Annotated in this window: 18 protein-coding genes; 13 read left to right on the top strand and 5 right to left on the bottom strand. The window is 54.3% G+C overall.

The annotated features are described in order from the left end of the window. The 4 genes from OEL57_RS05520 to OEL57_RS05535 form a co-directional block, all read right to left on the bottom strand. Positions 1-542, bottom strand: a 542-nt coding sequence (locus tag OEL57_RS05520) for a DUF4062 domain-containing protein (RefSeq protein ID WP_300738238.1), incomplete at its 3' end; no start/stop codon positions are given. A gap of 132 nt (positions 543-674) precedes the next feature. Beyond that, a complete protein-coding gene (locus OEL57_RS05525) occupies positions 675-1,454 on the bottom strand; it encodes a ParB/RepB/Spo0J family partition protein (RefSeq protein ID WP_300738241.1) in 780 nt (259 codons plus the stop codon). A 149-nt stretch (positions 1,455-1,603) separates the two neighbouring features. Then, positions 1,604-4,027, bottom strand: a complete 2,424-nt coding sequence (locus tag OEL57_RS05530; protein ID WP_300738244.1) for a molybdopterin-dependent oxidoreductase — start codon at positions 4,025-4,027, stop codon at positions 1,604-1,606. A 34-nt stretch (positions 4,028-4,061) separates the two neighbouring features. Next, entirely contained in the window at positions 4,062-6,080 is a 2,019-nt protein-coding gene (locus OEL57_RS05535; protein WP_300738247.1) for an FAD-dependent oxidoreductase, read from the bottom strand. 218 nt (positions 6,081-6,298) lie between these two features. On the opposite strand from OEL57_RS05535, the gene OEL57_RS05540 reads away from it, so the two are divergent. From OEL57_RS05540 to OEL57_RS05555, 4 genes are read left to right on the top strand one after another with little or no spacing between them, the layout of a single operon-like run. Then, entirely contained in the window at positions 6,299-7,429 is a 1,131-nt protein-coding gene (locus OEL57_RS05540; RefSeq protein ID WP_300738250.1) for an aminopeptidase, read from the top strand. Next, positions 7,426-7,890: a YaiI/YqxD family protein gene (locus OEL57_RS05545; RefSeq protein ID WP_300738253.1), complete on the top strand. Its 465-nt coding sequence runs from the start codon at positions 7,426-7,428 to the stop codon at positions 7,888-7,890. Before OEL57_RS05540 ends, OEL57_RS05545 begins: the two co-directional genes overlap by 4 nt. A gap of 42 nt (positions 7,891-7,932) precedes the next feature. Then, positions 7,933-8,766 (top strand): 1,4-dihydroxy-6-naphthoate synthase, encoded by an 834-nt coding sequence (locus OEL57_RS05550; protein WP_300738256.1) that lies wholly within the window; start codon positions 7,933-7,935, stop codon positions 8,764-8,766. Between the two features lie 23 nt (positions 8,767-8,789). Next, the gene (locus tag OEL57_RS05555) at positions 8,790-9,551 is read left to right on the top strand and encodes a TerC family protein (RefSeq protein ID WP_300738258.1); all 762 of its coding nucleotides are present in this window, start codon (positions 8,790-8,792) and stop codon (positions 9,549-9,551) included. Between the two features lie 47 nt (positions 9,552-9,598). On the opposite strand, the gene queF is transcribed toward OEL57_RS05555, so the two are convergent. Continuing rightward, positions 9,599-10,033, bottom strand: coding sequence for a preQ(1) synthase (gene queF / locus OEL57_RS05560; protein ID WP_300738261.1), 435 nt, complete (start codon positions 10,031-10,033; stop codon positions 9,599-9,601). 81 nt (positions 10,034-10,114) lie between these two features. On the opposite strand from queF, the gene OEL57_RS05565 reads away from it, so the two are divergent. From OEL57_RS05565 to OEL57_RS05605, 9 genes are all read left to right on the top strand, one after another. Beyond that, the gene (locus OEL57_RS05565) at positions 10,115-10,591 is read left to right on the top strand and encodes a MaoC family dehydratase (RefSeq protein WP_300738263.1); all 477 of its coding nucleotides are present in this window, start codon (positions 10,115-10,117) and stop codon (positions 10,589-10,591) included. Between the two features lie 10 nt (positions 10,592-10,601). Next, positions 10,602-11,324, top strand: a complete 723-nt coding sequence (locus OEL57_RS05570; RefSeq protein ID WP_300738266.1) for a zinc ribbon domain-containing protein — start codon at positions 10,602-10,604, stop codon at positions 11,322-11,324. A gap of 322 nt (positions 11,325-11,646) precedes the next feature. Further along, on the top strand, positions 11,647-12,513 hold the full coding sequence (gene nifH / locus OEL57_RS05575; RefSeq protein ID WP_300738269.1) for a nitrogenase iron protein: 867 nt from the start codon (positions 11,647-11,649) through the stop codon (positions 12,511-12,513). 232 nt (positions 12,514-12,745) lie between these two features. Next, a complete protein-coding gene (nifD, locus tag OEL57_RS05580; RefSeq protein ID WP_300738272.1) occupies positions 12,746-14,191 on the top strand; it encodes a nitrogenase molybdenum-iron protein alpha chain in 1,446 nt (481 codons plus the stop codon). Between the two features lie 154 nt (positions 14,192-14,345). Further along, positions 14,346-15,815, top strand: a complete 1,470-nt coding sequence (nifK, locus tag OEL57_RS05585) for a nitrogenase molybdenum-iron protein subunit beta (RefSeq protein ID WP_300738275.1) — start codon at positions 14,346-14,348, stop codon at positions 15,813-15,815. A gap of 273 nt (positions 15,816-16,088) precedes the next feature. Further along, positions 16,089-17,537, top strand: a complete 1,449-nt coding sequence (locus OEL57_RS05590) for a circularly permuted type 2 ATP-grasp protein (protein WP_300738278.1) — start codon at positions 16,089-16,091, stop codon at positions 17,535-17,537. A 76-nt stretch (positions 17,538-17,613) separates the two neighbouring features. Further along, positions 17,614-18,555, top strand: a complete 942-nt coding sequence (locus OEL57_RS05595) for an alpha-E domain-containing protein (protein ID WP_300738280.1) — start codon at positions 17,614-17,616, stop codon at positions 18,553-18,555. 101 nt (positions 18,556-18,656) lie between these two features. Further along, the gene (locus tag OEL57_RS05600; RefSeq protein ID WP_300738283.1) at positions 18,657-19,523 is read left to right on the top strand and encodes a transglutaminase family protein; all 867 of its coding nucleotides are present in this window, start codon (positions 18,657-18,659) and stop codon (positions 19,521-19,523) included. 7 nt (positions 19,524-19,530) lie between these two features. Further along, entirely contained in the window at positions 19,531-20,490 is a 960-nt protein-coding gene (locus OEL57_RS05605) for a M14 family metallopeptidase (RefSeq protein WP_300738285.1), read from the top strand. Positions 20,491-20,632 lie beyond the last annotated feature (142 nt).

Consider the following 20,632-nt stretch of genomic DNA (forward strand, 5'->3'; position numbering starts at 1 on the left):
AAATACACCACTGCATCCCTGTTAATATCTGTCAAGGTAGCGTCAGGACAGGGTCTTTCTTCAAACGGACTGGATTGAATGACACCGCATATTGCCAGATGATCCACAAGGCTTGAATAGATGGCCGCCGTCAAAGCTGTTGTGTCGGCGAAACGTCGCCGGATAAGCTGTTGCCCTGCTTTGCCGATAAGAGTTCTTATTTTGGGATGACGAGCAGAATCGCCCGAACCTTTTACATAGATGAAACGAGGCTTGCCGGTGGTCGTGGCATGATCGAATTCACGTTCTGTAGGCGAGACCCCGTCGCTGTCCTCAAAGCCGTAATCATTGCCGAATATACCGAGGTAAATATCGCTCTTGTCGAGCTCATTTATATATACCGCATCTGCGCGACGATCACTGGCAGGGATACCTTCAAACAAAAAGACGGTAAAGAAGCGCCGCAAGAGCGGATCATTTTCGATGAAAACTTTCACCGCCCGGCGCTCAACCGCCAGTTCAGCCTGCACACTGCTGACAAAGATTCTCATTTCACCCTTCACTCTTCACTCTTCACAAATATCGTCTGGATATACTTTACCAAGGAAATTCCCGCATGCGGGAATTTAGACTTAACCATCTGATATAACGACAATCACGTCAAAAAAGCCGGATTTTTTTGAGCGTTCTGCTTCCTATTTTAAATGCTTCATCTTTTGATACGCCATGCTGCGCAGTTTTACCAGTTCTTGATACAGTGCGGCCTTCTGTTCCGTGGTTAACGTGGCGGCATCCAGCAGGTACATCCGGCTGTAAAACTGATCAACAAAGGTCAGGTCTATCGGTGCATCTGCCGGTTTCTGCTTTGCGGTCTGTTTTCGTATCTCGCCCCTGGTCAGTCCACTTTCTTTGTATCTTGTGTAGGTGGCAGTCATCTTTTCAGTGGTTTTCAGTTTGGCTATTTCCACCAGTATACTGCGTGCTGTTTTGGGATCGGTGCGGCAATCATCTTTTACCTCTGCTGGTAGCCGGTTAAGTGAAAGAATGGCTGAAATGGCACTGTCTGATTTTCCAAGAATGGTTACCAGATCGTTTAAGGCATAGTCGTGCTGTGCCCGCAGGCTTTCAATCGCCTCTGCCTCTTCAATGGCGGTCAGATTTTCCCGCAGCAGGTTTTCAACGATTGAGATTTCAGCCGGTTCGCCATCAGTAAAAACCGCCGGAATGGTTTCACAGCCAGCCAACAAGGATGCCTGGTAGCGCCTCTCACCTGAGACCAACAGCAATGAACCGTCTGCACTCTGGCGCACAAGCACCGGTTGCAGCACACCATGTTTCTCGATAGATGCCTTTAATTCAACAAGCGCCTGCTCATCAAAATATTTGCGCGGTTGGTCTGGATCTGGCTGGAGATCGCCAATTGCAAGGTTGTAAAGCCTGCCTTTTTCGTAAGTGGTTTGGGACGATGTTGCCATAGAGAACTCCTGTGCAAAATAAACATCTTATTCTGTGGATTGCTGGCATACGGAACCGGCGGGGCGGTATGCGGATCCCCAAAACCAACATAAAAGGGCGCCGCATACAATATGCGGCGCCCTTGGTGGTTCATAATATCTAACGTTTCCTAGCCTTTACTGATCGTTACCGTCAGGCTGGCAGACCTGGTCATCAACCCACTGATGCCACTGGTTGGAAAGTGGGTAGGCGCTAGTGCAAGTCCGGCAGGGATACCGTCACGCAGCTGTACCGGCAGGGTAACTGATGCGCCGGAGGCGGTAACGGTTACCGTATCACCTTCTGCAACCCCCAGACGGGCGGCATCAGCAGCACCAAGGCGGATAACCGCTTCAGCAGCAACCAGCAGGTTGTTTTCTGACCAGCTGGTGTAGGTGCCGTTGTGACGCAGGAACGGAGCAACCAGCAGGGTCATGGAACCGGCAGCGTGAGCCTGTGGCGCTGCAAAGGCCAGTGCCGGACGATCCAGCTTCTTTTTGACAACCGGCTTGATCTCCTGTTGCAGTGCAGCCAGCGAAGGAATCGCACCACCGCTCAGACGGGCATACAGGTCGCCCAGAATCACCAGATCAGGACGGGCCTCGCCCGGCGCTGATGCAGCAGCGGTAAAGCTCTGGGTACGGTTATCAACGCTGGTAAATGAGCCGGATTTCTCCGGGGTAGCAGCAGCAGGCAGCAGCACATTTGCCAGTTGCGCGGTGGCGGTGGGGAACAGATCCAGTACCACCAGACACTCCAGCTTCTGCAGGGCAGTGGCTATCTTATCACTGTTGGGCAGTTGCAGCAGGTCAGCACCCATCACGTACAGGCAGCGGATCTCGCCTTTTTCAATTCCGTCAACAATGCCAAACAGATCTTTGCCACCGTTACCCGGCGCAACCCCCATATCCAGCATACCCTGGGTATTGTTCTTCTCATCTATTGGATAAACATCAGCAGCAGTCAGGGTTGCCAGGTTCAGTGCGCCGGTTACGGCTGCTGCAGCATCAGCGCTGCGGATGAACTCAAAACCGTACATGACCGCAACCTGACCGTTGATGAATGATACTGCGTCGTTGAAAGCAGCTTCATCCAGACCGGTTGCAGCCTGAATCTGATCAAACGAGGTGGCTGACACAGCCTGCTTAAAGGTATCCAGCCCTTCAGCAGCAACTGCCTTGTTCTGATTGATGGCTGCCTTGGCCAGACCTAGAGCAACAAAGCCTTCAGAACCGGCTTTGTAACGCAGGGCACTGTTGGCAAACTTGTCCAGCGAGGTAGGACGGGCAGAGGCGATCACCAGCTTGGCATCATGCTTGGTGGCAGCCTTGATGGCGCGATAGCCAAAACCGGCTGACTCGGCCTTCAGGTCTGAACCCAGCACGATGATACAGCCAGCCTGCTCAAGCGCATCCATCGGCTTGGTAGCACCGGTCATGCCGATCATCTTTGCCTGCAGTTCCTGAGCCTGGGCATAACCGAGGCGAGCTTCTGAATCCAGGTTAGCGGATCCAACAGCTTCCTTGATCAGTTTGGCAAACAGGAAGTTTTCTTCATTGGTCACACGGGGTGATCCGATACCGGCAACCGCAGCAGCGCCGTACTTGGCAACGATCTCTTTGGTAGCGGAGACTGCGGTCGCAAGCGCGGCATCCCAGGTAGCGGGCTTCTGAACGCCATCAACACCTTTTACCAGCGGCTGGGTCAGACGCTGTGCAGCATTGAAGGCACTGTAGCCAAAGCGGCCATTGATGCAGAGGTTGCCATTGTTATAGGTACCGTCATCACTGGTGACCCGGGCTACCTTGCCGTTTTGCAGATGGTATTCAATCTGGCAACCGGAAGAGCAGAAACCACAGATACCGTTCTTGACTTCAAAGCTCCAGGGGCGGCCAGCAAACTTGAACGGTTTACTAATCAGGGTACCGGTGGGGCAGGCAGCGATACAGTTACCGCAGAAATCACAATCAAGCGGCTTACCGGAGACCGTCTCCACCACGGCACGGTCGCCGCAGGACTGGGTTTCAATGGCGCCCACACCGGTGATCTCACGGCAGACCTTGACACATTTTTCGCACAGAATGCAGCGGTTAGGATCACTCTCAAGCAGGGACCAGTCATACCGGATCTGCAGGCGTTCCAAGTCGGCAGCATACTCTTGTTTGGCAACGCTCAGTCCATAGCAGGTATCCTGCAGATCGCATTCACCAGCAGCATCACAGACCGGGCAGTCCAGCGGGTGGTTGACCAGCATCAGCTCCATGGTCTTCTTACGAATCTGCTCCAGCTCAGGCGATTGGGTAGTAACCTTGATCCCTTCCTTGACCGGGGTGTTACAGGCGGTCATGGGACGGGCAACCCCTTCTACATGCACAGCGCAAACCCTGCAGGCTCCAGTGGTGGAGATTTTCTCAAGATAACAGAGGGTCGGAATAGCGATCCCCAACTTCTTGGCCGCATCCAGGATGGTGGTTCCGCCAGGAACCTGGACATCCTGTCCGTCGATGGTCAGGGTAATAGTCTTATTGGTATCGCAGCATTCAGTGTGTGCCATTGCTTGTATCCTATGCTGAATTTAATTTGTGTTCTTAGAGCGCTACCATTGCCATACGGTAACAACGCAGGCAACGATCCGCCTCCGCTTGAGCGGTAGAATCGGCAAAGCCCAGCTCAACTTCCTGGTAGTTGTCCTTGGAGGCCCGCTCTTTGCCATGCACCTCTTTCTGGCCAGCACGATCTGCCGAATCCAGCCAGGCAACGGATTCGTTCTTATCGTAGACCCCCAGATAGGTCAGCAGGTCTTCAAAAATCTCCTGCTCGGTCAGATATGCCTTACCTTCTTCAAGGTAACGGGCAATCACGTTGGCTGCGCGGTGGGCATTACCGATACAGGCCACAACCGTTAAGGGGCCGATCTCGGCATCGCCACCGGCAAACACACCGTCGCAGTCGGTGATCAGGGTACGGGAAAGCGGGTTGCCCATGCTGTCGTTCAGCCCTTTGCCAGCAGCATCCTTAAGCGGGATGTACTTGGTGATCACGGTATTCCACTTGCTGATATCAATCCCCATGTCCGGCGGAATGAAGCTCAGATCGGCATCCTGGCCAATGGCCGGAATAACCGTATCACACTCAACCACAAACTCACTGCCGGGAACCGGCTCAGGACGACGACGACCAGAGGCATCCGGCTCGCCCATTGCCATCCGTACACACTCAACGCCGGTTACCTGCTCATTGGCATCAACGATGATCTTGGTGGGCAGCACCTGAAACTCAAACTTGACCCCTTCTTCATCAGCGCCATCCACTTCCCAGACATCAGCAGGCATCTCTTTGCGGGAACGACGATACAGCAGAACTGATTCTTCAGCACCTTCACGCAGGGCAACCCGGACACAGTCAATGGCAGTGTTACCACCACCAACCACACAGACCTTCTTGCCCATGCCGGTGGGGCGTTTCATGTAGGCTTCACGCAGGAAGTCAATACCGCCGGTCAGGAAACCTTTGTAGCCTTTGTCCTCACCCTCAACCCCCATCGGCTTGGAGCGGTGGGCACCAGGAGCCAGGAACACGGCTTCATGCTTTGCCTTCAGCTCTGCCAGGGAGATATCCTTGCCAACGCGGCAGTTATAGACGATCTCGACCCCCATGGACTGGATGATATCGATATCACGCTGCAGGATATGACGCGGCATCCGGTAGGCAGGAATACCAACGGCAACCATACCGCCGCCAAACCCTTCCGGCAGTGCTTCATAAATAGTGCTGCGGTAGCCCTGCAGAGCCAAATAGTAGGCTGCAGCCAGACCGGCAGGACCAGCGCCAACAATACCGATGGTCTTCTTCTTCATAACTGCGGTATTGGCAGGATGCTGCATCTTATGCATCCACTCATAGTCAGAAGCGGTACGCTTCAGCACCATGATATTGACTGAATCATCAACATTCTTACGACGGCAGGCAGCCTCACAGGGGTGCGGACAGACCCGGCCACAGACTGCAGGCATCGGCATGTTCTCACGAATGGTGGCAAGGGCATCGCTATACTGGTAGTTCTTTATTTCTTCAATGTACTTGGGGATATCAATGTGGGCCGGACATTTGTCCATGCAGGGGGCGGTAATCTTATGCAGATACTTCTCATTCTTTGGCTGACGGCTACCGTCACAAAGTGCCTCAAAATCTGCACGATAGTGGGTTACGGCATCAAGCACCGGCTTGGTTGAGCTGGGGCAGAGGGTACATTTACAGTTTTGCAGCAGGGCATTCAGATCAGCCACCTGATCAAGATCACCAGGCTTGGCTTCGCCTTTAAGCACCTTTTGCAGCAGGTCAGCCAGCACCTTGGTTCCCTTTTTACCCGGGGTACATTTACCGCAGCAGAACAGGGTCTGTACCCGCTGCATATACTCGGCAGCCATGGCAGGAACATCAACGTCCTTATCAAAGACAATCACGCCGTCCCAGCCCATCATGGCACGCAACGGCTGCTGGCCGTCAAAAGCCACCGGCAGACGATAGCTTGCTGCCACAGGCTCGCCAGTTACTGTTCTGTTATCAACGACAGTTCCACCCCAAGTTGAGAAAACCACCTGTGCCACAGCCACCTCCAGATTGCGCCAAAACCCAATATTTTCGATACGTTAAGTAGTTATTTTGACAGACAAAAAACCGTCCTCAAATTGTATACAGTATGCCTGATTACCATATACATTCCGCTGAAATCAAGGGAAAAAATATTTTAACCTTTCGACTGTCAGCGACTCCACACGGCAAAATTTATGCTACAGTACCGGTTACTTTCTTAAAGGAGTCAACGATGCAGACCTATCATCCCTCATTCATAGCACTCTTCTCCATCAACATGGGGTACCACACAGGCGAACGGATTCTGGTCTTTAGCGACCTGATCCGCAGCAATGAAACCATCACCGAATCAGACCGCGACCGCCGCAGTCGGCTGCATGCCACCGCACAGGAACTGGCCGCTTTTGCCGCACAACAGTACGGTAACGCATCCTTTGTGGATTTCCCCGCCACCCCGGCCTCCGGTGCTGAACCGCCGTTGGTACTCTGGTCTGCTGTCTTTGGCGAGACCATTATCGAACAGCTTGAGACCACCGGCCTGATGGGATCACTGCTGGACAAAACCATTACACCGGACGATCTGGAACGGGCGCGGGGTATCGTGACCGCAGGCAAACAGGCCGTGTCCGATATCATCATCGCCCTGTCCAACAACTCCACCAGCCACACCAACTTCCGTAAGCTGGCCTGCCATGCCGGGGCACGTTTTGCCTCCCTGCCCCATTTTGATCCTGACATGTTCGCCACCTCCATGACCGTAGACTGGCATGCCCTGGCTGAACGGACCCACCGGTTGGTGGAAGCGGTCAACCGGGCTGAGTGGGTCCATGTGGAATGTCCCAACGGTACGGCCATGCATATCTGTAAACAAGGACGTCATGCTGAAGGGGATGACGGCCTGCTGACCGCTGACAGCGCCTTTGGCAACCTGCCGGCCGGCGAGGCCTATCTGGCGCCGCTGGAAGGGGAGAGCCACGGCACCATGGTGATTGAATGGGGACCAACCGCCAAACTGCAGAGTCCGCTCACTCTGACCATTAGCGATGGCAAGGTGTCGCGGATTGACGGCGATGACCCGCTGCGTCAGCGTCTGGAGGCCAAATTTGCCGAGAACCCCAACTGCCGTAATCTGGCTGAGCTGGGGATCGGCACCAATGACAAGGCCAGCCGACCGGACAACGTCCTGGAGGCAGAGAAGATCCTGGGCACCATCCATCTGGCCCTGGGAGATAACACCGGCTTTGGCGGCACCGTTGCTGCGCCATTTCACGAAGATTATGTCTTCTATCAGCCCACCCTGACCCTGGTCATGCCGGACGGCAGCACCGAAGTTATTCTGGATAACGGCCAGCTACAGCTATGACGGTCTGGATTGATGCCGATGCCTGCCCGCGGGTGATCAAAGAGATCGTCTTCCGCGCCTCAGAGCGCCTGAACCTGCCGGTGATTCTGGTGGCCAACAAACCGCTGACCAAGCACCATTCGCGACTAGTCAGCTCAGTGGTGGTGGATGACGGACCTGATATTGCGGATGACTACATTGCAGACCAGGCAACAGAACGGGATCTGGTGATCACTGCCGATATCCCGCTGGCAGCTCGGATCGTGGCCAAAGGGGCAACCGGCATCGACCCACGCGGCGAGCTGTACACCGAAGACAATGTGGGGGAACGGCTTTCCATGCGTGACCTGATGCAATCCCTGCGGACCGAAGGCTTGATGCAGGGCGGCCCAGCACAATTTGGCATGACCGACCGCCAGCGTTTTGCCTCATCGCTTGATCGGGTACTGACAAGGATGGTGCGAGAAGTTAAAAAACAGTAACAAATTGATAGAGCGATAAACAACCTGAACTCCGGAGCAGCTATGAAAAACCCCTTAACCCTTGGATTTTCTCCCTGTCCTAACGACACCTTTATGTTCTATCCCCTGGTACATGGTCTGGTGGATACCGGCGGTATCAGTTTTAACGAACGGCTGGAAGATGTGGAAACCCTGAACAAGCTGGCCGTTAAAGGGGTGTTGGATGTAACCAAGGTATCATACGCGGCCTTGGGGCATTTCCGCGAGCAGTATGCCCTGCTACGGGCAGGTAGTGCCCTGGGCCGAGGTTGTGGTCCGCTGTTGGTGGCCAAAGAGCCGCTTGATCCTGCTGAGCTGCATGGCAAGACCATCGCCATACCGGGCCGCTACACCACTGCCCACCTGTTGATGCGGTTGTATAACCCGGCGCTGACCACTTTTCTGGAGATGCCGTTCCATGAGATCATGGATGCGGTGATGACCGGACAGGCCGACGCCGGGGTAATCATCCATGAATCCCGCTTTACCTATCAGGGCTTTGGTCTGCATCAGCTGGTGGACTTGGGACAGTGGTGGGAGAACGAAACCGGCCTGCCGATCCCGCTGGGTGGAATTGTAGCCAAACGCAGCCTGGGGGCTGATACCATCCGCACCATTGAACAGGCCTTGGCTGCCGGGGTGGACTATGCCCGTAACAACCCGGAAGCAGCAACCCAGTATATCCGGGAACATGCCCAGGAAATGAACGAGCAGGTCTGTGCCGCCCATATCGGACTGTACGTCAACGACTTCTCGCAGCAGCTAGGAACTGAGGGGGAGCAGGCAATTACAGAGCTGTTGCGCAGAGCTGAAACAGCCGGTATTATTCCAGTTTCAAAGACGCCGCTATTCATCTGATTTTAGCTGAAAGGATCTTTCCCATGGATTGGTTGACCGATCCCCAGGCCTGGCTGGCCCTCTTAACCCTGACTGCCCTTGAAATCGTGCTGGGCATCGACAACATCATCTTTATCAGCATACTGACCGGCAAGCTACCGGAACAACAGCGTCCAAAGGCCCAGAGAATCGGGCTCTCGCTGGCCATGATCACCCGTATCATGCTGTTGTTCTCTCTGGCCTGGATCATGAAACTGACCAGCCCGTTCTTCCACATTCTGGGACACGGCGTCTCTGGCCGTGACTTGATCCTGATCGTTGGCGGCCTGTTTCTGCTGGCCAAGAGTACCATGGAAATCCACGATAAGCTGGAGGGGGAAGAACACCATGCCGATGGAGGAAAAGCCGCTGTCTCATTTAATAGCGTGCTGATCCAGATCATGTTTCTGGATATCATTTTTTCGCTGGATTCAGTGATTACTGCCGTGGGCATGGCCCGCCAACTGGGGGTAATGGTGACTGCCGTGGTCATATCGGTGGGGATCATGATGTTTTTTGCCGGAGCAGTGGGGAAATTTGTTGACCGGCACCCTACGGTCAAGGTGCTGGCATTGTCATTCCTGTTGATGATCGGGGTGGCGCTGATTGCTGATGGTCTCTCGTTCCACATCCCTAAGGGCTACATCTACTTTGCCATGGCTTTCTCGGTCTTTGTGGAGATGATCAACATCAAGGTCCGCAGCAGCTCTGCAAAGCCGATCAAACTGCGGCAGCAGTTGGTGGGGAAGATTGGCGAGCTGGATTAAAGCATTGTTTCACGCGGAGACCACAAGGGCCTCCGCGTGAAACGGTTTTAAGACTTTCTATATTCTGCCGTTGGCCAGAACGGAATCCCGCCCCGTGGCGTAAACTCTCCCTTAACCCGCAGCCAGACCGGATCCATCAGCTTGACCAGATCATTACAGATCCGGTTAACGCCAGCCTCATGAAACTCTCCATGCATCCTGAATGACCCCAGATAGAGTTTCAGGCTCTTGCTCTCAACACAGCGCTGATCCGGTTGATAATCAATAATGATCGTGCCGAAGTCAGGCTGACCGGTCATGGGACAGAGGCAGGTAAATTCAGGGCAGCTGATATGCAGAGTGCCAGTACAACCACAGGGATTCAGCTCCCGGTTGGCATAGGGGGAAGGAAACCATTCCAGCAGGCCGGCATCCGGCGCATCGTAGCAGTAGGTAGTTGCCTTACCCTCACCCAGTGTTTTCAATCCCTCATGCAGTTCCATCGATTCCTCCCTTGCAAAGCTGGTTCCCTTGAGTAGAATTGATTCTATACATCTATTTCACAGGATTTGAAAGGAGAAGCCATGTCAGCAGCAGAACAGCTTCTTGCCTCATATCAACAGCAGAAGGGCCAGGAGATTGCGATGGGCGACTGGCTACTGATCGATCAGGCCAGGATTGACGCCTTTGCCCAGGCCACCGGCGACCTGCAGTGGATCCATATTGACCCCAAACGGGCGGCAGAAGAATCCCCCTACAAAAGTACCATTGCCCACGGCTTCTTGACCCTGTCTCTGTTGCCGCTTTTGACCCAGGCCAACGCAGCCGGACAGTTTGAGAAAAACTATCCCGGCATGCGGCTGCGGGTTAACTATGGCCTGAACAAAGTCCGCTTTCCTGCCCCGGTCAAGCCGGGTGATCGTTTGCGTGCCCACACCGGCATACAGGATGCAGCCATGGCCGGGAACGGGGTTGAGATTGTCTATCTGCTAACCATTGAGATCGATGGCAACGACAAACCTGCCTGTGTTGCTGAACAGGTCATCAGAGTCTATCCCTGAGGTAAGCAGCGTGCAATTGGACCTCTGCCCCAAATGCGGTCATATTCTTTCAGGACCAGCCACCAGTTGCCCCCATTGCGGGGTGATCTTTGCAAAACTGGTCCAGGCAGAGGCACGCAAGAAACAGGCTGATCAGCAGCCTGAAGAGGGTCTGCTCCGGCGCCTGTTCTTGTATGCAAAGCCAGGAGAGCATACTGTTGTGATTGGTTTCAAGGCAATTTTACTGATGGTGCTGGTGGCATACGGACTTAAACTCATCTTCACGCCGATTCTGGATTTCCCCAATACAAGCTGGCTGTTGCACGCCGTTAACCTGGTTTTTCATGAGGCAGGCCATGTCTTTTTCAGCCCGTTCGGGCGCTTTTTGCATGTGCTGGGTGGCACCCTGGGCCAGCTGATTATCCCGGCAGTGGTCACCTGCACATTTCTCTGGCAGCGCGATACCTTTGGCGCAACAGTCGGCGCATGGTGGCTGGGGGAGAGCTTTTTAGATATCGCCCCCTATATTAATGATGCCCGGTCTGGCCAACTGATGCTGCTGGGTGGCGTCACTGGCAGTGAAGTAGAAGATTATCACGACTGGGAAGTACTGCTCACCAAACTGAATATGATGCAGTACGACCATACCCTGGCACGCCTTTCCTTCAGTATCGGCAGCCTACTGATGCTGTCTGCCATGCTCTGGGGCAGCTATCTGCTCTGGAAGGGCTGGCAGTCACGCAGCAGTCTTTAGCGACCTACCACCGAAGGAACATTCAGTATTGCACTCTTTTTGATCATCTCCGCCTGACCACCACGCAGCAATCCTGCCGCAGATAGTATACAGCATACGTCAAAACACACCTCAACACCTTAATATCAAATCAACATTTCAACATAAACAAACTTGGCACGGCCTATGCTTATGCCTAAACCAGCATCTTTGAAACAACCTGAATACTGAAGACAAGGCAACGGCGCCTTCCAATTCGTTCACCGCATTGGGGCGCCGTTTTTCGTTGCCCCTGCAGACATCCCAAGAGACCCACAGATTGGTGGGTGAAAGGAGCAGCATCATGAGACAGATCGCTATCTATGGAAAAGGCGGTATCGGTAAATCAACCACAACACAGAACACGGTGGCAGGACTTGCCTCCATCGGCAAGAAGGTCATGATCGTTGGTTGTGACCCCAAGGCAGACTCCACCCGTCTGATTCTGCATGCCAAGGCACAGAATACGGTTATGGATCTGGTACGTGAACTGGGTACGGTTGAAGACCTTGAACTGGAAGAGGTGATGAAGGTCGGCTACGGTGATGTGAAGTGCGTCGAGTCCGGCGGTCCTGAGCCTGGTGTTGGCTGCGCTGGTCGTGGTGTTATTACCGCCATCAACTTCCTGGAGGAAAACGGTGCCTATACCCCCGATCTTGATTTTGTTTTCTATGATGTTCTGGGCGACGTTGTCTGCGGCGGTTTCGCCATGCCAATCCGTGAAGGCAAGGCAGAAGAGATCTACATCGTTACCTCTGGTGAAATGATGGCTATGTATGCTGCCAACAATATCTCCAAGGGTATTCTGAAGTATGCCTCCTCAGGCAAGGTTCGTCTGGGCGGCCTGATCTGTAACTCCCGTAACACTGACCGTGAAGATGAGCTGATTGAGGCACTGGCCAGAAAACTGGGCACCCAGATGATTTACTTTGTGCCCCGTGACAATCAGGTCCAACGGGCTGAGCTGCGCCGGATGACCGTCATCGAGTACTCCCCAGAGCATAAGCAGGCTCAGGAGTATCGCGCCCTGGCTCAAAAGATTAATGACAACAAGATGCTGGTAGTTCCTACGCCGCTTGAGATGGAAGAACTGGAAGAACTGCTGATGGAGTTCGGCATCATGGAAGTCGAAGATGAGACGATCGTCGGCAAAGCGGAAGGCGCAGCCTAAAAGAGCCCAAAAGAATAGCACACGGATGACACGGATACGGCGTATTGCACAGATAAAGGCAATGTATTACCACAGAGGCCGCAGAGGAAAATCTTAAGATCTTACTATTTGTACTTCTTATGTTTTCCGCTTTTTACAGGTTTCAGAGCGTTTTTAAAAATCAGCGTTTATCCGCTCAATCCGCGTCATCTGCGTTCTATCATCATGGCTTTTCATCATTAAGGAGACTTTTATGTCAGACAAGATAAAGAACATAGACGGCATCACCAAAGAGTCTACCGAGGCCCTGATTGAGGAGACCTTGGCAGCCTACCCTGAAAAGGGCAGGAAGAAGCGGGCGCCCCACCTTGGCGCCAACGATCAAGGCTCAGGCAGCGCCTGCGTCAAGTCCAACAAAAAGACCGTACCCGGCGTCATGTCTGCCCGTGGTTGCGCCTATGCCGGTGCAAAAGGGGTAGTCTGGGGGCCGATCGGCGACATGGTACACGTTTCCCACGGTCCGGTGGGCTGCGGCTGGTACTCATGGGGTACCCGGCGTAACCTGGTGTCCGGCATCAACGGCGTGACCCAGTTTGCCATGCAGTTCACCTCTGATTTCCAGGAAAAAGATATTGTCTATGGCGGCGACAAAAAGCTGAAGACCCTGTTGGAAGAGGCCAAAGGGCTATTCCCGCTGGCCAAAGGTATCTCGGTACTGTCCGAATGTCCGGTTGGTCTGATCGGTGACGACATCAACTCAGTGGCAAAGCAGTCTTCAAAAGAGCTGGAGCTGCCGATCATCCCCTGTAACTGCGAAGGTTTCCGTGGTGTTTCCCAGTCCCTGGGTCACCATATCAGTAACGACACGATCCGTGACTACATCATCGAGACACGCGAATTTGCCGAACCATCCAGCCCGTATGATATCGCCTTGATCGGTGACTACAACATCGGCGGTGACGTCTGGGCAGCCAAGTCTCTGTTGGAAGAGATCGGCCTGAATGTCAAGGCAACCTGGACCGGTGACGGCGAGTTGGAGAAGATTGCCGCAACCCATCAGGTCAAGCTGAACCTGATCCACTGTTACCGCTCCATGAACTACATGTGCAAGGTGATGGAAGAGAAGTACGGCATCCCCTGGCTCGAGTTTAACTTCTTTGGCCCCACCAAGATCCGTCAGAGCCTGCGCGCCATTGCCGAGCGGTTTGACGACACGATCAAAGAAAACGTTGAGCGGGTAATTGCCAAGTACGACCCGATCATGCAGGCGATTATCGATGAATACAAGCCGCGCCTGGATGGTAAAAAGGTGATGCTGCTGGTTGGTGGTCTGCGCCCCCGTCACACCATCGGCGCATACGAAGATCTGGGGATGGAGTGCGTTGGTTCAGGCTACGAATTTGCCCACACTGATGACTACGACCGTACCGCCTCGGAAATGCCCAATGCCACCGTGGTCTATGATGACCCTTCCGAGTACGAATTTGAGAAGTTTGCCCATGCACTGAAGCCAGACCTGATCGGCTCCGGCATCAAGGAAAAGTATGTCTTCCAGAAAATGGGGATACCGTTCCGCCAGATGCACAGCTGGGATTACTCAGGGCCTTACCACGCATATCAAGGGTTTGAGATCTTTGCACGGGATGTGGATATGGCGGTGAATAGCCCGACCTGGAAACTGGTGAAGGCACCGTTTTAAGGCATTGAAACACGGAGCAACAGAGCAACTGAGGTAAACCTTAAAATATAAGCCGTAACAATTTAGTTTTGTTTTCTCAGTTGCTCAGTTGCTCTGTGTTTAAAAATAATCAGGTTGTGCAACAGATTGGTTGCCAGCCCAAAAGGAGTAAATCATGGCTAACCTACTCGGACTTGAAGTCAAAAAAATAGTCGAGACCCCGCCGGAAGAGATAGAGCGGGTTAAAAACTGGATCAACTCAGAAGAGTATAAAGAGCAGAACTTTGCCCGTCAGGCGCTGGTAATCAACCCGGCCCACGCCTGCCAACCTCTGGGAGCCCAACTGGCGGCCCATGGTTTTGAAGGAACACTGCCGTTTGTGCATGGTTCACAGGGCTGCGCATCCTACTATCGTTCTACCCTTAACCGACATTTCCGTGAGCCAGCACCTGCGGTTTCCGATGCCATGACCGAGGACGGCGCGGTGTTCGGTGGCCAGAACAACCTGCATGAAGGCCTGGAAAACGCCGTTGCCCTCTACAAGCCCAAGATGATCGCGGTCTTTACCTCCTGCATGCCAGAGGTTATCGGCGACGACCTGACCGCCTTTATCAAAAATGCACGCACCAAAGGCCATGTACCCAAGGATATGCCGGTACCGTTTGCCAACACCCCCAGCTTCAACGGCACCCATATCCACGGTTATGATTCAATGCTGCTTTCGATCCTGCAAAACCTCACAGAGGGCAAGCAGGTGGAGGGGCGTTGCACCGGCAAGCTTAACCTGATCGCAGGCTGTGACTTCAATACCGGCGATTATCGTGAGTACAAACGGATTCTGAAGGAGTTTGGCGTACCGGTCACTGTACTGGCCGACATTGCTGACAGCTTTGATTCACCCTGCAACGGCACCTATAATATCTACGCCGGCGGTACCCCGCTGGAGGATGCGGCTGATTCAATAAACGGCAAGGCCACTATGACCCTGGGACCCTACGCAACCCCCAAAACCTTCAGCTGGATCAAGGACAACTATGCCGGCAAGCATGTCTCCCTGCCGATGCCGATGGGTATTGAGAAGACCGATGCCATGATCATGAAGATTGCCGAGCTGTTCGGCAAGGAAGTACCTGAAACACTTAAAAATGAGCGTGGTCGTGCAGTTGACGCCATGACCGACGCCCAGCAGTACATGCACGGTAAAAAGTTTGCTGTCTATGGCGACCCTGACTATCTGGTGGGCTACGTATCCTTCCTGCTGGAGATGGGCGCCCATCCGTACCATATCGTCTGCAGCCGTGGCTCCAAAAAGCTGGAGAAGGAACTGCAAGGTCTGCTGGATGGCTCCATGTACGGCAAAGGCTGCAAGATTTACATGAACAAAGACCTCTGGCACCTGCGCAGTCTGGTCATGACCGATCCGGTTGATGCCATGATTGGTGATTCACACGGCAAGTTTGCTGCACGCGATGCCAACATCCCGCTGTTCCGCTTCGGCTTCCCGGTCTTTGACCGGGTCAATATGCACCGTTATCCACGGATCGGCTATCAGGGTGTGATCTACATGGTGAGCCAGATCTGTAACAAGTTCCTGGATATTAAGGACGAGACCTGTGAGGATCGTTTCTTTGAATTGATGCGATAACAGAAAATTCCCCACGCCTTAATGATGTACCAAATCCAGCGGCTGTCCGATAACGGGCAGCCGCTGGATCTGCTTGTTTTTTACACAGACTCACCTGCTAATGGTGAGCACAACAGCACCTTCCACCATCCCCTACTCCTGCACAAGCCTGTTTTCTAAGCAATTTCAGTAACTCACGTCTTGGCACAGCCTATGCTTTATCGTACTTGCAAGGCATGCACCGTGGCATGCCCTGCAGATCAAATCGTAACAACGGTACGCAGGAGGTTGTATATGCCGCCACTCAGCAGCCCGGCCAGTTCAGGGCCCAAGACGTCCTACCACGAATTTTACGCTGATGACTTCAGCCCTCGCGATCATTACCGTCTGCTGTGGGACCATATCCGCGCCACCGGCAATAACGCACTGGAGACCAAGGACCACGAATCCCAACTGGCGCTGCAGACCGAAGGGGTTACCTTTACGGTCTATGGTGAAAGCGAAGAAGGGATTGAGCGGATCTGGCCCTTTGACCTGATCCCCCGCATCATTACTGCAGCGGAATGGGTGCGGATTGAATCCGGCCTCAAGCAGCGGGTCAAGGCGCTCAACCTGTTTCTGGAAGATCTGTATGGTGAGCAGAAGATCATCAAGGACGGGGTAATTCCGCCGGAACTGATCTATCAGGGCAAGGATTTCCGGCGCGAGATTGTCGGCATTGTCCCGCCCCGTGGTATCTATACCCATATCAGCGGCATTGATATTATCCGGGATGAACAGGGGGATTTCCTGATCCTGGAAGACAACCTGCGCACCCCTTCCGGCGTATCGTACATGATCGAAAATCGGGTGATTGAGCGCCGGATCCTGCCGGAGTTCTTTAACAAGTACCGGGTCAGGCGGGTGGAACACTACCCCTCACTGCTGCTTGATGCCCTGCGCTGTTTGTCCCCACGGGGTAAAGGTACGGCTGAGATCGTGCTACTGACCCCCGGCATCTACAACTCTGCCTATTTTGAGCACACCTTCCTGGCCAAAGAGATGGGTATTGAACTGGCTGAAGGCCGCGATATGGTGGTTGTAAATGATATTGTCTACCTTAAAACCACTAAAGGCCTGAAGCGGGTGGATGTGATCTACCGCCGGATTGATGATGATTACCTTGATCCGCTGATCTTCCGCTCTGATTCATCACTGGGGATTGCCGGGGTGATCAACGCCTGGCGGGCCGGTAATGTGGCGATCGTCAATGCGCCAGGCAGCGGCATTGCCGATGACAAGGCGGTCTACCCCTATGTGCCGGATATTATCCGCTACTACCTGGGACAGCAGCCGATCCTGAAAAACGTCCCGACCTACCAGATGACCAATGTTACCGACCGCGAGTATGTCTTTGACAACATGGAGCGGATGGTGGTCAAGGCGGTCAGCGAATCCGGCGGTTACGGCATGCTGATGGGACCGTCATCCACTGCCGCCTCGCGCAAGGAATTCATGGACCTGGTTACCGAAAATCCTCGCAACTACATTGCCCAGCCGGTGGTCTATCTTTCACGCCATATCTGTTACATGGATGGCGAACTGGAGGCGAGACACCTGGATTTACGCCCCTTTGTGATCTATGGCGAGGACATCCAGGTGGTACCGGGTGGTCTGACACGGGTGGCGTTGCGCAAAGGTTCGCTGGTGGTGAACTCGTCGCAGGGCGGGGGAAGCAAGGACACCTGGGTCTTAGCGGAGTAAGAATATACATAGGTCTCATGAGTCCTCTACGTCACAGGGGACCCATGAGTTGAACAACAAATAAGAGGACAAATTCATGCTGAGTCGCATTGCTGATTCAATGTACTGGATGTCACGCTACCTGGAAAGAGCCGGTGAAACCGCCCGCCTGATGGAGATCAACCTGCTTTATCTGGTGGAGGCGGAAGAAGATATGGGTGAGGAGGACAAGTGGCGGCCTATTCTGGAGATTACCGCTGCCCTGCCGCAATATGTAGAATTGTATGGTGACGAGGCGATCACCACCCAACGGGTACTGCAGTTTGTCTGCGGCGGTCGTACCAATAACAACTCAATCCGCACCTGTCTGCGACTGTTCCGGGAAAATGCCAGGGTTGCCCGTGACCGGATCTCCAAAGAGATGTGGGAGGCGGTCAACGAGATCTGGATGGCCTACAATGAACGCTTGCGGGGCAGCATTACCCTTGAAAAGGCCAGTGCCCTGTTTGTTGATCTGCGCAACCAGGTTGCCCGCTTTAACGGCCTGCTGGCCGCCACCATGATGCGGGGCGAGGCCTATGCCTTTTATCAATTAGGCGGCTGCGTTGAGCGCACCGACATGATCGCCCGGATTCTGGATGTCAAATACCATATCATCCTGCCTGACATGCATTTAGTCGGCTCTGCACTTGATTATTACCAGTGGGCTGCCCTACTGAAATCACTGTCCGGATTTGAGGCGTTCCGACGCACCAACAAGAGCGGCTTTGAGCCCAAGGCGGTGGTCGACTTTGCCATCTTTGAACATGACTTCCCGCGCTCATTAGTCTTCTCGGTAGACCGTGCCGGTGCCGCCCTGGCCATTATCGGTCTGGAAGAAAAGGAAAAGACAGCCGTAGCCTTTGCCAGCCTGCAGTCACTGCTGGCCTCTTCCAACGGCGAACAGGTTTTTACCAGCGGCCTGCATGAGTTTTTAGAGCAGCTGCTGGGGCTGCTGGCCGGGTTCCACAATGCCCTGGCCGAAGAGTTTTTCCAGTAACCCACCCCAACCCTCCCTTATCAGGGAGGGAGCTGAACGACATGCACAAGCCCGCCTCCCCCCTGACAAGGGGGGAATGAGGGGGGTTAGGAGTTTACCCCATGCGTTACCTGATACAACACGAAACCATACTTACCTATCCCAATCCGGTGCGGGAACACCATCTGGAACTGCGCCTGACACCGCGTCAGGATGCCAACCAGCGGCTTATTTCACACCGGATTGAACTGGAGCCGTCGGCAGAACGCCACAGCTACCGGGATTATTTCGGCAATGCGGTTGATTACTTCTGCTTGATCGCCCCACAGGATAGCCTGACCACCCGGCTGACTGCCGAGGTGGAGACCCTGCAGGCGAACCCGTTTGACTTTGTTGCACTGGAGCATCCACAACAGAAGGAGTGGTATGCCAAAGAGCTGCGTCAAACTCCGGCGCTGTACGACTATCTGCTGCACCGCAGCAGTCTGACACCGGCAGTCATGAAGCTGGCAGCCGCAGTCTCCTGCGCCCTGCCCCGCCATGAGCCGGAACGGCCGATCCTGGAAAGCCTGGTGGAGCTGATGGCCTGGGTGCCGCAGATTTTGCGCTATGAAAGCGGTTCCACTGCGGTACATAATGACCTACTGGAGGCGCTGAAACAGGGTGGCGGTGTTTGTCAGGACTTTGCCCACCTGTTCATCAGTGTGGTCCGTTCCTGGCAACTGCCCTGCCGCTATGTCATGGGCTATATGGATTCCGGTATTTACCCTGAAGGGGAGCCCATTGCGACCCATGCCTGGGCCGAGGTGCTGATACCGGGCGGCGGCTGGATCGGTTTTGATCCGGTGCATAACCTGCTGGCCAATGATCGTTACATCCCCGTGGCCGTGGGGCGTGATTCCTATGATGCTGCGCCACAACGGGGCAGTTTCAAGGGTGACACCGCCGGCACCCTGCCACAGGTTAATCTAACCATTAGCAACCAATGAGTACTCTATGACCCAAATCACAGAAACCATCTTCTCGCTGGCCATGCCGTACTGTGAAAATCTGGACATCCGCCGCACGGTGTACAAAGGGGGTGATGGCCCCCGGGTGGCGGTCACCGCCGGTATTCACGGTGATGAGTTGGAAGGATTGTATGTCTGCCACCGCCTTGCGGCCTGGCTGGATAATCTGCAGCGCACAAATCCCGATGCATTGCGCGGCCAGGTTGAGCTGTACCCGGCCTTGAATCCGCTGGGGCTTGATACCCTGACCCGCTCCGTACCGGTCTTTGACAGTGACTTAAACCGCTCCTTTCCCGGCAGCCAGCAGGGTGATCTGCCAAAGCGACTGGCTGCTGCAGCCATGTCAGCCCTGGAAGGGACCAGCCTGGTGGTGGATATCCACGCCAGTAACATCTACCTGCGGGAGATCCCCCAGGTGCGGATTAACAGCGAGTTCAGCGATATTCTGGTGCCGCTGGCACAACAGGCCAACCTGGATCTAATCTGGATCCACGGGGCCGCCACGGTACTCGAAGCCACGGTTGCCCACAGCCTTAACAGCCGCAACATCCCCTGCCTGGTGGTGGAAATGGGGGTGGGGATGCGCTTGACTCCTGACTATTGCGAGCAGCTGACAATCGGCCTGCTGCACCTCTGGCAGGGACTGGGAGTGCTTGCGAGCGGGGTTGTATTACCTGAGCTGACCCACCATCCGCTGGTGGCAGATGACAGCAACGTGCATTATTTGAATGCCCAGACCTCCGGCATGTTCGTACCAACCGCTTCCCACTGGACCGATCTCCGCCGCGGTGAACTGCTGGGCAGGATTGTCTCGCCGTTCCACGGTGATATTCTGTCTGAAGTCCGCTCACCGGTGGACGGCCTGCTGTTCACCCTGCGGGAATATCCGCTGGTCTATGAGGGGTCGCTGATGGCACGGATTATGGCCCGCAAGAGAGGTGCCTGATGAAACGTGATCTACTATTGATGACGGCACCGGTACGGGACAATTTTGATATCCCCTGCCATGAGATCGGACCCAAATCCGCCCATCCGGCAGCCGCCTTTGTGGCTGGCCTGCATGGGGATGAACTGAACGGCATCCTTAT

The sequence above is a fragment of the Trichlorobacter sp. genome, from assembly GCF_030247655.1.
Classification (GTDB): Bacteria; Desulfobacterota; Desulfuromonadia; order Geobacterales; family Pseudopelobacteraceae; genus Trichlorobacter.